A 13,996-nucleotide genomic window follows, 5' to 3' on the forward strand; every position below is an offset into this window, starting at 1 on the left:
AAAATTGGAAATAGATTTGTATTATTTCATGATTATTTTGAACAGAAGCATATACCAATTTAGTGAGGTGGTTTTCTTTGGATTATTCTATCCGGAGTGCGACAATTGATGATTTCGGACATATCCAAAATGTAGCAAAAACAAGCTGGCATTATACATATGAAGGTATTATTCCGAGGGACATCCAAGATAACTTTTTACAAACTGCGTATAACGATGAAATGATGAGAAGACGGATAGAGCGTTCACATTTGTTTGTTGGGGAAACAGATGGAAAAATTGTCGGCTTTGCTAACTTTTCTTCTGTTAACGATCAAGGAGAGATTGAATTAGGGGCCATCTACCTTTTTCCAGAGTATCAAGGAAAAGGGATTGGAACTGCTTTGCTTCAAGAAGGAATTAACACAATTCAAGGAATTAGAGAGGTTTATATTAATGTAGAAAAGGAAAATTTGACTGGAAGAAACTTTTATGAGGCAAAAGGATTTGAAGTGGTCTCGGAATTTGATGATCATTTTGAGGGACATCTTTTAAAAACGGTGAGAATGGTGTTAAAGGTTGCTGGGAAAATTAAATTAATTTAATTGGATAAAAAGAAGTTAGAAAGATCTTCTAACTTCTTGCTAACATACTTATTTATCAAAAAATTAAATAAAGCATAAGCCCATTTTTATCTCCGTTCTAGAGTCAACACTAATAAATCAGAAGAGATTAAACTTCCAAAGCTTTCTCATTTACGTCTTTGATTCCCCAACTCTCTACTAAAAATTGAACAATCCGATTGACAGAGCGATTGACAAGATTCTCACCTTTCTCCTTCGTTCCTAATGTTGCATTACCTATTGTCCCTGAGTTCGTTTTTTCAGAGAAAGGGGTGTATTTGATAATATCAGGGAAATCATCTCCCGTCTTAGGGGGTTCATTCACCCATTTGTTTAAATCACAAAGATCAGGATATAGATGCATCATAACGGAGGTTCCGGCTTCACTAGCATGTGCGTGAGCAAGTTCCCCGGATTCAATAATTCCATCGCAATGACTTTTTATAAATCGCCAATAATCAATCTGCGCGCACTGAATTTCGTTATTAGATTGTAGATCTCGAGCTATTTGATTAATAATCGGTACATTTCCAGCATGACTATTAATAAAAAGGAATTTTTTAAATCCCCATTTTTCCAAACTCTTTACTGTGTCCCATAAATATTGTTTGAAATTCTCCGCCTTAATCGTCATCGTTCCTGGGAATTCCTCTAAAGCCGTTGAATCACCTACCTCCAGTGTAGGTCCAATAATAGCATTGACACGTTCAGCAAGGATCTCTGAAATCTTTACAGAAACAAGTGTGTCGGTTCCTAACGGTAAATGATAGCCATATACTTCAAACGCACCTGATGGAATAATTACGAGGTCCGTATATTTTTTCCTCTCAATAAACTGAGTCCAACTCATTTCTTTAAGAAAATTTGTCTTTTTTAACATCATTTCGCAACCCATCCTTTAAAATATTTTAATTTTCAGATATATGGAATAAAAATTCTCTTCAAAAGCGAAGTTATTAACTTTTTATTAACTTCACTATGTTACTCGAATAAGTGGCATGCAACCTTTCGGCCATCTACTTCTTTAAATTCTGGTTTAACAGTTTTACAAATCTCCATACATTGACTGCACCGTGGATGAAATGTACACCCAGTTGGTGGATTAGAAGGGCTTGGCACATCCCCACGAAGCATTATTCTTTCTTTTTTCACATTCGGATTTGGTAATGGAACTGCTGATAACAAAGCCTGAGTATACGGGTGCATTGGCTGGCTATATAGACTTTTCTTGTCCCCCATCTCAACAATTCGGCCTAGATACATAACGGCAACACGATCGCTAATATGCTTTACAACGCTTAAATCATGGGCGATGAATAAATATGTTAAATCAAACCGCTCTTGCAAATCCTGAAAAAGATTCACAATTTGTGATTGAATGGACACATCTAATGCCGATACCGGCTCATCAGCTACAATAAATTTCGGATTTAGTGCTAATGCACGTGCAATTCCCACTCTTTGGCGCTGCCCTCCGCTAAATTCATGGGGATAGCGTTTAGCATGGTAGCTGCTTAATCCTACTGTGTCTAGTAATTCCTCAACACGTATATTTTTTTCTTTGCCAGAGGATATCTTGTGAATTTCAAGAGGCTCGGAAATAATTTCGCCAACCGTCATACGAGGATCAAGAGAAGCGTACGGATCTTGGAATACCATTTGCATATCCCTTCGGACTCTTCTCAAATCCTTTGACTTCATTCCGACAAGATTCTCTCCCTCATATAACACGTCACCGTCAGTTGGTGGCTGAAGCTGTAATATCGCTCTGCCCGTTGTTGATTTTCCGCAGCCGCTTTCACCTACTAATCCTAATGTTTCACCCTTGTAAATAGAAAAGTCCAACCCGTCAACAGCCTTTACGTAGCTGACATTTCGACTAAAAGCATTTTTTTTAGTTGAATAATATTTTTTAAGGTTCTTAATCTCAACTAATGATTGCTTCATTATTAGCCTCCTCTGTTGCAACATTGGCTTTTCTTTCTTTATTTGTTTCTTCTGACGCTAGATAATGGTGAACAATGCTTATTAATCCCTTACCAGCCATAACCATGGCTTGTTCATCAAAGTTAAACTTCGGATGATGATGAGGATAATTTGCTTGGATTTTTTCATTTCGGGCTCCAGTATAGAAAAACATCCCCGGCTTTTCTTTTAAATAATACGCAAAATCTTCGCCTCCCATTGAAGGGTCAATTTCAATAAGGGTATTTTCTCCCATGCTTTTCTTTCCAAAAACTGCATCGACCCCTTCTAAACACCCGTCCTCAATCATAGAAATGGCACCGCCTGGGCACATTTCTTCGGCATGTTGATGAAGGAGGACAACTTTTCCAGCAAGCTGTTCACGGTTTTCTTGTAAGACTTTTGCAACAGCTAAAAGAGTGGCCGTGTGCCCATCATGTCCACAGGCATGCATCACTCCATTTACTTTTGACTTGTAAGGAACGTCCTTTTCATCTTGGATCGGAAGGGCATCAAAATCAGCACGAAGCGCAATTGTTTTTCCGGGATTCTTCCCTCTGATTATCCCTACTACTCCTCTTCCTCCTACATTTATACGAACTTCAATACCAAAACCTTCAAGAATTGAAGCAATCATTTTAGGCGTCTCTACTTCTTGAAAAGATAGCTCTGGATGTTGATGCATATGCCTTCGCCACTCTACCATTTGCGCAAAACTTTCTTCAATTTGATTCAACCAACGATTTATCATTTAGGCCTCCCCTTCCATCCATCTCATGGAGCCAGCAGCGACTGAAATGTCCTTGTTCTACCTCTGTATATGCTGGTGCTTCTACACGGCATTTATCCATCGCAAATTCACAGCGAGGTGCAAAATAACACCCTTCATGGAGTGACCCCGGAATCGGCACATTTCCTTCTATAGAGTAAAGTCTGGACTGTTCTTCGGAATCTAATAAAGTAGGTACTGATTTAAGTAGCCCTTGTGTGTAAGGATGTTTAGGATTATTAAAAATTTCCTGAACACCACTTTCTTCCACAACCTTTCCTCCGTACATGACACATACACGGTCACAGGTTTCGGCTACTACACCAAGATCATGGGTTATCATTATTATTGACGTATTATGGTTTTTCTTCAATTCTCTCATTAAGTCTAGTATTTGAGCTTGGATCGTCACATCCAAAGCAGTTGTCGGTTCATCCGCAATAAGTAGACTTGGATTACAAGACATTGCCATTGCAATCATGACACGCTGACGCATGCCCCCCGATAACCGGTGTGGATATTCGTTCACAATTCGTTCCGGCCTAGGAATCCCTACTAAAGCAAGTAGTTCAATTGCTCTCTCCTTAGCTTTAGATTTACTTAGCTCCATATGAATCTGGATTGCCTCCATAATCTGATGGCCCACAGTAAATACGGGATTTAACGATGTCATAGGCTCTTGAAAAATCATCGCTATTTCCTTTCCGCGGATTTTCCTCATCTCTTCGTCAGATAATGCCAGGAGATCCATTCCATTAAATGTAACGGAACCTCCCATCACTTTTCCTTGACTTAATCTCATAGCCGTTAATGCCGTGACACTTTTACCTGAACCAGATTCTCCTACAATCCCTAACGTTTCCCCTTTTTTCACCGTAATACTAACTCCATCAACAGCTGGAACTTCGCCGTTTTCAGTGTAAAAGTAGGTTTTAAGATTATTAATCTCTAGTAAATTCCCCAAAGTCAGTCCCCCTATCATCAGACTATTATCAGCTATCTCTTAAATCTTCATTTGAGGATCCAGAGCATCACGCAGGCCATCCCCTAACATATTGAAACCTAATACAACTAACATAATCATTAACCCTGGAACAGTACTTAAATGAGTGGCAGATCTAATATATTCTCTGCCCTCATTTAACATCGCCCCCCATTCAGGTGAGGGCGGCTGAGCTCCCAGACCTAAAAAACTTAAACCGGCAGCTGTTAATATAGCAGTGGCAATTCTCATTGTAGATAAAACAATAATAGGAGCGATACAATTGGGTATTACATGCTTGATGATAATAAATAGGTGGCTGCCTCCTAACGATTTAGTCGCTTCAATAAACTCCTTATATTTAATAGTAATAACTGAACTTCGCATAATTCGAGCAAAAGTAGGAATGGAGAAAATACCAATCGCAATCATCACATTCACCATACTTGGACCTAGAATGCTTATGATAGCTAATGCCAAAAGAAATCCAGGGAATGCCAAAAGGATATCCATGATTCTCATAATAAACGTATCTAAAATCCCGCCAAAATATCCGGCTATTGTCCCTAATGTTACTCCGACAATGATGGAGATGCCTACGCCGACTATTCCAATCATTAAGGAAATACGAGATCCATGGATGATTCTAGACAAAACGTCGCGCCCAAATTGATCCGTGCCAAACGGATGACTTAAACTAGGGGACTGTAGAAGCGCTTTCATATCATACGCAAAAGGATCATATGGAGAAATCCACGGAGCAAGTATTGCTACAATGATAAAAATAGAGGTAATATACAATCCTATCATTGCACGCTTATTTTTTTTAAAACGTTTGATCATCATTTTCCATGGTGAACGCGGTTCGTAGGCAGGTGCGGCATTTCCCTTTTGTGGAACCATCTCTTCTAAAATTTCCATCGGAAAGCTCCTTTCTAATTATCGTATCGGATTCTTGGATCTACAATACTATAAGAAAGATCAACAAGAAGAATAACGAGGACAAAGATCGTTGAAATGAACAGTATACTTCCTTGAATTGCTGGAAAATCTCTAAATTGAATCGATTCAACAACATATCTTCCTATGCCATTCATTGAAAATACTGTCTCTGTAATCACTGTTCCTCCTAATAAAACGCCAAATTCCATTCCAACAATGGTAATGATCGGGATAAGTGCATTTTTCAAAGTATGCTTGTAAATTACATATTTTTCTTTTACCCCTTTAGCTCGAGCCGTTCGTACAAAGTCCTGATTAACAATTTCAAGAATACTTGACCTTGTAAGTCTAGCTAAAATTCCTGAAGCAGAAAGCCCTAACACAAGCGAAGGGAGAACAAAATGCTTGAATTCGCTGCTTCCTCCAGAAGGGAACCATGGTAGATAATAGGAAAAAACTAGAATAAACATAATCCCCATCCAGAAAACCGGCATGGATATTCCAAATAATGAGAACATCATTGATACGTTATCCCTTACGCTATTTGGCTTAGTGGCAGAGGCAATTCCTGCGATTAGGCCTACGATAATCATCACTGTAAGAGACAGGAACGTTAGAAGAACTGTTGTGGGAAAACGTGAAAATATTTCATCTAAAACAGGCTTGCTGGATCTCAGCGATGTCCCTAAATCCCCCTTGACTATATTTCCTACATAACTTGTGTATTGCTCAAATAAAGGTTTGTCAATTCCTAATTGATCCCGAATAATTTGTACCTCTTCTTCAGATGCAGAGTCTCCAGCAATAATTTGCGCGGGATCCCCTGGCACAGCAGCAACTAGCAAAAACGCAAATAATGTAACACCAATTAAAGTAGGTATTAATTGCAGCAAACGTTTAACAATATAACTTAACAATCTATCCACCTCTCAATCTGAAGCGTTTTTTTATTTTTTCCAATTGTTATTTTCGGTTCGTCGAATTTATTTTCTCCTGAAAGAAATGCCTGGGGACTAACAAAGGAAGCCCCCAGATGTAAAGGTTTGCGAACAGAGGGAGAATTCAGTCAAATCGACTGATTTCAATACTATTCAAAGAGAACGATTAACTTTGACTTTTAATCTCAGTTTGTATAAATTTCTCTATCTTTATATAAGCTTGGTTGTCGGTGTAAATGGGAAGGGAGTTTTTTACGAACTTCCTGAACACGCTCTATATCAATACGGCACGGGATTAAACACTCATTTTCAGTTCCTTGCGCCAATACAACTCCCATTGGGTCAACGACCATACTCTGTCCCATATAGTAGTCATTTACATGGTCACAAGCTACCATATAAACAGTATTTTCTATCGCTCTTGTTGTCACTAAATTTCTCCAATGATGTTCTTTTAAAGGTCCTTTTACCCAACCAGATGGAACAATAATGATATCAGCTCCATGGAGCGCCTGATGACGCGCTATTTCAGGGAATCTTAATTCATAGCAGACAAACAATCCAATTTTTCCAAAAGGCGTATCAATCGGCTCAAATAGAGCATTGCCTGGCTTAATAGAATCTGATTCTTTTCCACCAAACGCATCATATAAATGCGTCTTTCGGTAGACACTTTCAATTAAACCTGCTGAATTTATGACTACTGTAGAATTATAAACTCTCTTATCATCTTCATATTCGGTGCTCTCACGCATTCCAAAGACAACCCATACACCATATTTACTCGCCAATTCACTCATTGCTGTTACAAATGGTCCTTCAATAGGTTCAGCATCATTTAGTTTTTCTTCCGATGGTGTACCCACTTCAAAATAACTCATAAATGCTTCTGGAAAGACAACCAAATCAGCTCCATAAAGATTCGTTGAGTCTTTTAATGCTTTTTCAGCTTTTTGTAAGTTTACTTGTTTATTATCCGATGATCCTAATTGGACCATAACAATTTGAAAAGACATTTTCTTCACTCCTATTTTTTATCATTCAAGATAAGCCTCAGTAATTTCTCTTTGAATCTATTTATTTGTGTACCTTAGTGTAATTCCATAGATGTGTTGGCGGAACAATAAGATCCTCAACATTCTTCCTCATTCCGATATGCACGGTATCTTCATAAAGGAAAATCCATGGAGCATCTTCTTTGATTTCCTTGAATGCTTCCTCATAAATCTTCTTGCGGTTTTCTACATTAGGCTCAATGGCACCTTCCTCTATAGCCTTATCGATATTTGGATTTGAGTAGCGAGCATAGTTGAACTTACTAGTTGAATAGAAAGAATCTCTTAGTACGTCATAAGCATCATTTGTATTCGCAATCCCTCCCCTTAAAAAGAGGTCATATTTGCTTGGGTCATCTAGTGTTTTTAAATAATCATTAAGCTCCAATACTTGGAACTCAACATCAAATCCTAGTAGCTGCAAACTAGTTTGAACAAATTGTCCAGCTTTATGGTCTCTAACAGCGTTGCCAGCTGCTACTATTCTTACTTTCGTGCCTTCTTTTACCCCAGCCTGTTTTAACAATTCTTTTGCTTTTTCCACATCATATGGATAAGAACCCGCATCACTATACATTTCATCCTTAGATGATACGATTGCAGTACTCTTCTTCACTCGGCCTTCGTATAGATCATTTGTCAACGCACCCCTATCAATTGCATAGTTTAGCGCTTGTCGAACCTCAGCTTTGTCAAAAGGAGCTACTGAGTTATTTATTCCTACATACAAAGTACGGTTAATTTCAATTGATTTTACTTTTGTATCCCCACTATTGTTTAATCGCTCAATATCTGTAGGTGGAACGTCAGCAATGAGATCTGCTTCTCCTGTTTCTAGCATGAGTACGCGTGAAGCATTTTCCGGAACAACCTTAAAGGTGATTTGTTCTAATGGCGGAGTACCTCCCCAATAGTTTGGGTTTGCTTCAAAAATTGTATCGCTTCCTGGAGACCAGTGTTTAATTTTATAAGGTCCAGTTCCAATTGGTTTTGTTTTGATTGCCTCTATACCTTCTTCAATCGTTTTGGGGCTTATAATATTATTTCCTGATGGAAAGGCTAAAATATTCAAAAATGGACCTACCGGGCTATTTAAATGAAACACAACTTCATAATCTCCATTGATCGTAATACTATCAAGATATGGACCTAATAGCGGATATCTTGCTAATTTGTTCTCTTCGTTTGTCACGCGTTCAAAATTAATTTTTACCGCTTCTGCATTAAAGGGAGTACCATCGGTAAACTCTACCCCTTCTTGAAGCTGGAATGTCCATGTTTTCCCATCCTCAGATTTCTCCCAACTTTTTGCCAATAGCGGTTCTAGTTCTCCATTTTCATTCAAACTTACTAATGTCTCAGCTACTACCGAATATATTTGCTTAGAAGCAGTATCTGTCGTGTTATGGGGATCTAAGCTATTCGCTTCGCCAGTTAATGCAACAATCAAATTTTTGTCATTCTTATCTTCCTTAGCTTTCTTATCTGTTGATGAGGATTCTTCAGAGCTACATGCACTCATAATGACAAGAAAAATAGACAAAAGCATGAAGCAGCCAAATTTAAATGTTTTGCTTCTTCTCATTTTCATTCCCACCTTATTTGCATAATTTTTTATTGATTCCATAATCTTTGGATCCCTTAATCCTTTTTAGGATTTGGAATAATCAGGATTGAAAAATCGATCAGCCTTACTTATTGAAGCTAACGAAATACCAGAATCAATTTTCCTTTTTGTCTCAGGTTCTCTTAATTGCTTTTCTATCGCAATTTCCCCATATTTAGCCGCTGATTCTGGATTCATCACAAACACCCCATCATTATCAGCTACAACTAGATCACCTGGATTAATGCTTACTCCGCATACACTGACCGTTGTATTAATTTCCCCTTCGATGCCAAGAATGCGTGTAGTTAATGGGCTAACGCCTAGTGAAAATACTGGCAGATTTATCTCCTTAATTTCCTCTACATCATTAATACATCCTGAAACAATGACACCAGCTACTTTTTTCGCGTGCGCAGCGTAAGAAACCATCCCTCCAAAACAGGATCTTTCAACATCACCTGACATATCAATCACAAGGACATCACCAGGCTCAACGATATCCAGAGCCTTATGTACAACTGTTGAGTCCATATGTGGGATGCGAATGGTAACTGCATTGCCTACAAAATGGATTGGTCTAAATAATGGCTGTAACCCTTTTAAAAAACCAAAATCTGTAAGATGGCCGATTGTGGATGTTCCAACCTTTTGAAATAAATCGACTAATTCTGGTGTTACTCCTTGAACCCTTGGTTTGATAGTAAACAAATTGACCCCTCCTGATAATTAAGAATATTCAGCTATTATTCTTACTAATTATTAATGCAACTACCGTGCCAACTATAAATCCGTTGATTTATCGGTAAATTTAAAGTTATTTGAATAAATATTGTTCCAAAAATGAAACAAGTGTCTTAAAAAAGGGATTTATTAAACGATGTCGAAATATTCAGATGCAAAAATAGAACTTTTTAGTTGGAGGGCTATATGAAAACAAAAATTGCGATTGTTGGTCGGGGTGAATTTATAAATCTAGCGAGAAATTCAACGATGAAATTTAAAAATAGCGATATTGAAATTACCGTTTTTGATTGTGCAGGGGACTTGTCCATTACACTCCCAAGAATATTAACTAAATTAGAAGAAAATGAAACAGACATGGTCATTACGGGACATTTTATTAAGATCTTTCTTGAAAAACGGACCAGCATTCCCGTCATAAAATTGAAAGTCACCCCTATCGATATTTTGTTGGCTATCCAGAAATCCTTACCCTTTTCAAACAAAATAGCCATTGTTTTAGCTGACCTCGAAGAACTTAAATACGATTACTCTATCCTAGAAGAACTTTTACAAGTACAACTTCATTACTTTAGCTACAATACACAAACTGAGTTACGACTAAGAATTGAAAATTTTTCAAAATCAAAAGGAACTATTATCAGTACTGGATTTGGGGTGGCTTTTGCCAAAGAATATGGTATTAAAGGAACATTGATTTATTCCGAAGTAAGTATCATTGCTTCTATTGAACGTGCAATGGAAATTATTCACTTTAAAAGGGCAGAAGAAAAACAAAGACAGCAGCTTAAGGCAGTCATTGACTCCGTACGAGATGGAATTATCGCAACAGATGAACAAGATAAGATCACGATTTTTAATGAGTCAGCTTGGAACCTTCTTAATATAGAAAAAAATAATATTGTCGGTGAAAGGCTGTTAAAAATAGTCCCGAATCGCTCCCTTCGAGAAATTACCAAAGATGAGGCATTTCAAAATAAAATTATTAATTTTGACCACGTTACCTTAAACCTTAGCAAAGTTGCTGTTACTCAAAAAGGAACAAAAATCGGCAATATCATCACCTTGCAAGATATTTCGGAAATCCAAAAAATCGAACAAAATTATAGGGTTGAGATCGAATCAAAAGGATTAGTGGCCAAAAACGAATTTAAAGATATTATTTATGAAAGTAAAATCATTCATGAAACAATAGAAAGAGCTAAAAAGTTTGCAAAAACAGATTCTACTATTTTGATTACTGGTGAATCTGGAACAGGTAAGGAATTAATAGCACAGAGTATTCATAATCATAGCTACAGGAAGTCATACCCATTCGTCGCTATCAGTTGTGCCGCGTTACCTGAAACACTACTGGAAAGTGAACTGTTCGGTTATGAAAAAGGAGCATTTACAGGAGCTGCAAAAAATGGAAAAAAGGGATTATTCGAACTTGCTCACCATGGAACCCTTTTCTTAGACGAGGTCAACTCTATTTCACCTCATTTTCAAGCAAGATTGTTAAGAGTTCTACAAGAAAAGGAAGTCGTTCGGATTGGCGGTCATAAAGTCATTCCAGTAAATATTAGAATTATCGCCGCAGCAAATGAGAATTTAATATGCTTAGTACAGGAGAATAAATTTCGAGCTGACTTATATTATCGTCTTAATGTTTTAAAAATCAATCTTCCTCTTTTAAGACAGCGGGCGGAAGATATTATCCCTCTTGCCAAACAATTTATATTTCAAAATCGAAAAGAACTATATCGTCAAATTGAGCCTTATATAGAGGAAATATTCGCTAAATTACTAGTGTATAAGTATCCTGGAAATGTCAGAGAGCTTTACAATATTCTTGAGCGATTTACCATTCTAGCAGAAGTTAACAGAAATGATTTAGATTATTATAAACAGCTTTTAGAAGAGTGTATCGAAGAAATTCAAGATCATCATTTGGCTACAGATGAAAGAATTGTATTTGCGCTAAAGGATAACTATAAAGATAGTTTAATTGAGGCAGAAAAGTCTATTATTAAGAAATTCTTAGATATGCAAAAAGGTGATCGAACAGCTTTAGCAGAAGAGCTTGGAATCGGCAGAACGACATTATATAGGAAATTAAAGGAGTTAAATATTAGATAAGCTAGCAAAAAGTGACTCCAAATCTATAAAAGGTGTTAGTCTTCTCCCCTAGAACGGGCAGTGACTAACACCTTTTTAATTTTTATTTTGCTACTTCATTATGAATAGTTTCATTCGCTAGCGGTAATTCTCTCGTACCAACAATGTAGTTATAAGTAAATGCAGCAGCCATCGCACCAATAATAGGCCCAATTACATAAATAGGAAATTGAATCCAGTTAATATTGCCACCTAATAGACTATCTACAATATATGGACCAAATGTTCTTGCAGGATTAAATGATGCCCCTGTAGCTCCAGCAGTCATCATGATAATCCCTCCGACTGTTAAACCAATTACAAGCCCTCCCCATTCCTTTGGAGCCCGAGAATCTACGGCAATGCCCATGATCACGAACATGAGTATAAACGCTGCAATGGCTTCAATCACGATACCCTGAAAATAGCCGGTAGATGGCGCAAGGACAGTGGCCCCTAAATTACCTAAAAGCACTCCGTCCATGCCTAGAACCGTTACGATTCCGAACGCGCCAATGGCACCACCTACACATTGTGCAATGAGGTATGGCACTACTTCCTTCCATGGAAAATGACCAGTCGAAGCTAAAGCCATCGTAACAGCTGGATTAATATGACAGCCAGATACTCTGCCTATTGAGTAAATCATCGCCATAACAACAATCGCAAACGCGAAACTAATTACTCCTATATCTGCCAACGTTGTAGACTCGTTATTATTAGCCGTAATAATTCCATTAAAGGCAGCTGTTCCAGGACCAATAAGAACTAGTAAAGCAGTACCAATCCCTTCAGCAAAACAACGTTTGAAAAGGCTGGGTGTCTCCATCACCGGCCACCATTATTTCACAAGTCCATGAGGATCAATTACATACTTTCTTGCAGCCCCTTTATCAAACTCTTCGTACCCCATTGGAGCTTCATCTAAGGAAATAACCGTGGCATTTACAGCCTTCGCAATCTGTGCTTTTCCACTTAAAATAGCTTGCATCAAGTCACGATGGTATTGCATGACCGGTGTTTGTCCCGTAACGAAAGTATGAGCTTTTGCCCATCCTAACCCAAGTCGAACTCTTAATGTACCAATTTTAGCATCTTCATCAACTCCACCCGGATCACCCGTTACATAAAGACCTGGAATACCAAGACGTCCCCCTGCACGTGTAACCTGCATGATAGAATTTAATACGGTTGCTGGCGCTTCCACAGCATTCGCTCCATGTGCAGACGCTTCAAAGCCTACGCAGTCAACAGCACAATCCACCTCTGGAATCCCTAAAATTTGATCAATTTGCTCACCTAAATTTGGGTGTTCACGAAGATTTACTGTTTCACAGCCAAAGCTTCTTGCCTGTGCAAGTCTTTCACTATTTAAATCCCCGACGATGACGACAGCTGCACCTAATAGCTGGGCAGAGTGTGCAGCCGCGAGCCCAACTGGACCAGCTCCTGCAATATATACAGTCGATCCCGGTTTAACACCTGCGCTCACTGCTCCATGATAGCCTGTTGGAAAAATGTCAGAGAGCATCGTTAAATCTTTAATTTTTTCCATCGCTTGATCTTTATCTGGGAATTTAAGTAATTGGAAATCGGCGTATGGAACCATAACATATTCAGACTGACCGCCTACCCATCCACCCATGTCAACATAGCCATAAGCTGAACCTGGTCGATCAGGGTTTACGTTTTCGCAAATATGTGTGTTCTGCTCTTTACAGCTCCGGCAACGTCCACAGGCAATATTAAACGGAACAGACACAAGATCGCCTTTTTTGATGAATTCCACATCACGGCCGACTTCAATTACTTCTCCAGTTATTTCATGCCCAAGCACAAGTCCCATTGGAGCAGTTGTTCTCCCTCTAACCATATGCTGATCGCTACCACAAATATTTGTAGTTACAACTTTTAAGATAACACCATGATCACACTTACGACCAACATTGAGTGGATTTACTCCAGGTCCATCTCTCAAAACTAAATCTGGATAACCTATGTCCATTACCTCAACTTTACCAGGTCCCATATACGCTACTGCTCTATTTCCAGCCATCTTTATTCCTCCCCTTTAAAATAAATATAAATCAATCAATCTTTATACTTGCAATTATTGTGCCAATTAGAAATTCCTTTAAAATCAACATTTTTAAGATTGAAAAATATGTATGCTGTTCAGAACATGAACAACAAGTGTCCTATTTTGTTACAAGATAGACATATTATTTAATATTTTTAAAATAATGGAATAATA

At 38.1% G+C, this 13,996-nt stretch carries 13 protein-coding genes; 2 read left to right on the forward strand and 11 right to left on the reverse strand.

What is annotated here, in order from left to right; all coding sequences use genetic code 11:
* Positions 1–77: 77 nt before the first annotated feature.
* On the forward strand, positions 78–584 hold the full coding sequence (locus F7731_RS15740) for a GNAT family N-acetyltransferase (RefSeq protein ID WP_151535736.1): 507 nt from the start codon (positions 78–80) through the stop codon (positions 582–584).
* A 127-nt stretch (positions 585–711) separates the two neighbouring features.
* Here F7731_RS15740 and F7731_RS15745 read toward each other — a convergent pair whose 3' ends face one another.
* From F7731_RS15745 to F7731_RS15785, 9 genes are all read right to left on the reverse strand, one after another.
* On the reverse strand, positions 712–1,485 hold the full coding sequence (locus F7731_RS15745) for a creatininase family protein (protein WP_212031200.1): 774 nt from the start codon (positions 1,483–1,485) through the stop codon (positions 712–714).
* 98 nt (positions 1,486–1,583) lie between these two features.
* Positions 1,584–2,549 carry an ABC transporter ATP-binding protein gene (locus tag F7731_RS15750; protein ID WP_151535737.1) on the reverse strand — a complete coding sequence of 322 codons (966 nt, stop codon included), beginning with the start codon at positions 2,547–2,549 and terminating at the stop codon, positions 1,584–1,586.
* Positions 2,530–3,318 (reverse strand): M20 metallopeptidase family protein, encoded by a 789-nt coding sequence (locus F7731_RS15755; RefSeq protein WP_151535738.1) that lies wholly within the window; start codon positions 3,316–3,318, stop codon positions 2,530–2,532. The genes F7731_RS15750 and F7731_RS15755 overlap by 20 nt, the downstream gene beginning before the upstream one ends.
* The gene (locus F7731_RS15760; RefSeq protein WP_151535739.1) at positions 3,290–4,318 is read right to left on the reverse strand and encodes an ABC transporter ATP-binding protein; all 1,029 of its coding nucleotides are present in this window, start codon (positions 4,316–4,318) and stop codon (positions 3,290–3,292) included. Before F7731_RS15760 ends, F7731_RS15755 begins: the two co-directional genes overlap by 29 nt.
* Positions 4,319–4,339: 21 nt before the next feature.
* Positions 4,340–5,239 (reverse strand): nickel transporter permease, encoded by a 900-nt coding sequence (nikC, locus tag F7731_RS15765; protein WP_212031201.1) that lies wholly within the window; start codon positions 5,237–5,239, stop codon positions 4,340–4,342.
* A 14-nt stretch (positions 5,240–5,253) separates the two neighbouring features.
* On the reverse strand, positions 5,254–6,177 hold the full coding sequence (gene nikB / locus F7731_RS15770; RefSeq protein WP_151535740.1) for a nickel ABC transporter permease: 924 nt from the start codon (positions 6,175–6,177) through the stop codon (positions 5,254–5,256).
* Between the two features lie 206 nt (positions 6,178–6,383).
* On the reverse strand, positions 6,384–7,214 hold the full coding sequence (locus tag F7731_RS15775; RefSeq protein ID WP_151535741.1) for a carbon-nitrogen hydrolase family protein: 831 nt from the start codon (positions 7,212–7,214) through the stop codon (positions 6,384–6,386).
* A gap of 61 nt (positions 7,215–7,275) precedes the next feature.
* A complete protein-coding gene (locus F7731_RS15780; protein ID WP_170289722.1) occupies positions 7,276–8,838 on the reverse strand; it encodes an ABC transporter substrate-binding protein in 1,563 nt (520 codons plus the stop codon).
* A 66-nt stretch (positions 8,839–8,904) separates the two neighbouring features.
* Complete coding sequence (locus F7731_RS15785; RefSeq protein ID WP_151535743.1) at positions 8,905–9,570, reverse strand: RraA family protein; 666 nt, start codon at positions 9,568–9,570, stop codon at positions 8,905–8,907.
* Positions 9,571–9,789: 219 nt separating this feature from the next.
* Here F7731_RS15785 and F7731_RS15790 point away from each other — a divergent pair, with 219 nt between their 5' ends.
* Positions 9,790–11,724 carry a sigma 54-interacting transcriptional regulator gene (locus F7731_RS15790; protein WP_151535744.1) on the forward strand — a complete coding sequence of 645 codons (1,935 nt, stop codon included), beginning with the start codon at positions 9,790–9,792 and terminating at the stop codon, positions 11,722–11,724.
* Between the two features lie 82 nt (positions 11,725–11,806).
* Here F7731_RS15790 and F7731_RS15795 read toward each other — a convergent pair whose 3' ends face one another.
* Both F7731_RS15795 and fdhA read right to left on the reverse strand, forming a co-directional pair.
* Entirely contained in the window at positions 11,807–12,571 is a 765-nt protein-coding gene (locus F7731_RS15795; protein WP_151535745.1) for an MIP/aquaporin family protein, read from the reverse strand.
* 12 nt (positions 12,572–12,583) lie between these two features.
* On the reverse strand, positions 12,584–13,798 hold the full coding sequence (gene fdhA / locus F7731_RS15800; protein WP_151535746.1) for a formaldehyde dehydrogenase, glutathione-independent: 1,215 nt from the start codon (positions 13,796–13,798) through the stop codon (positions 12,584–12,586).
* Between the last annotated feature and the right edge of the window lie 198 nt (positions 13,799–13,996).

It is taken from the genome of Cytobacillus depressus (genome assembly GCF_008923245.1).
Classification (GTDB): Bacteria; Bacillota; Bacilli; order Bacillales; family Cytobacillaceae; genus Cytobacillus; species Cytobacillus depressus.

Bases quoted from the DNA above. Each gene is read 5' to 3' on its own strand.
- fdhA (WP_151535746.1), bottom strand. From the start codon at position 13,798: ATGGCTGGAAATAGAGCAGTAGCGTATATGGGACCTGGTAAAGTTGAG.
- F7731_RS15790 (WP_151535744.1), top strand. From the start codon at position 9,790: ATGAAAACAAAAATTGCGATTGTTGGTCGGGGTGAATTTATAAATCTA.
- F7731_RS15755 (WP_151535738.1), bottom strand. From the start codon at position 3,318: ATGATAAATCGTTGGTTGAATCAAATTGAAGAAAGTTTTGCGCAAATG.
- F7731_RS15745 (WP_212031200.1), bottom strand. From the start codon at position 1,485: ATGATGTTAAAAAAGACAAATTTTCTTAAAGAAATGAGTTGGACTCAG.
- F7731_RS15780 (WP_170289722.1), bottom strand. From the start codon at position 8,838: ATGAGAAGAAGCAAAACATTTAAATTTGGCTGCTTCATGCTTTTGTCT.
- F7731_RS15775 (WP_151535741.1), bottom strand. From the start codon at position 7,214: ATGTCTTTTCAAATTGTTATGGTCCAATTAGGATCATCGGATAATAAA.
- F7731_RS15795 (WP_151535745.1), bottom strand. From the start codon at position 12,571: ATGGAGACACCCAGCCTTTTCAAACGTTGTTTTGCTGAAGGGATTGGT.
- F7731_RS15750 (WP_151535737.1), bottom strand. From the start codon at position 2,549: ATGAAGCAATCATTAGTTGAGATTAAGAACCTTAAAAAATATTATTCA.
- F7731_RS15760 (WP_151535739.1), bottom strand. From the start codon at position 4,318: ATGATAGGGGGACTGACTTTGGGGAATTTACTAGAGATTAATAATCTT.
- nikC (WP_212031201.1), bottom strand. From the start codon at position 5,239: ATGGAAATTTTAGAAGAGATGGTTCCACAAAAGGGAAATGCCGCACCT.